Origin of the sequence: Frateuria defendens (genome assembly GCF_001182895.1) — a bacterium.
Lineage (GTDB): Bacteria > Pseudomonadota > Gammaproteobacteria > Xanthomonadales > Rhodanobacteraceae > Frateuria_B > Frateuria_B defendens.
On sequence record NZ_LFQR01000262.1, the window covers coordinates 1 to 271 of the forward strand.

Genomic DNA, 271 nt, shown 5'->3' on the forward strand with positions numbered 1-271 from the left:
CGTTGTGCACCGTCTCGGCCACCAGGCTGCCCGTGTCCAGCACGTTGCGGCTCGGGTCCGCCGTGCTCGCCAGCTGCCCGCCCACCAGGTGCGTGGTGCCTCCCACGTGGAGCTGGTAGCCACCCGCCCCCGCCTGCAGCCCCGTCACCTCGTTCACGCTCTGGTAGTGGCTGTTCACCTTGCTCTGGCTGTAGCTCCCGCTCGCGCCCGAGCCGTAGCCGATCACCACCTTCGCGCTCGCCTGCTGCTGCTTGCTCGCGTAGTCGTCCGT

General features: G+C 70.1%; 1 protein-coding gene. It reads right to left on the reverse strand.

What is annotated here, in order from left to right; translation table 11 throughout:
- A partial coding sequence (locus tag ACH65_RS20415; protein ID WP_049624060.1) for a hypothetical protein occupies nt 1-271 on the reverse strand: 271 nt, incomplete at both ends.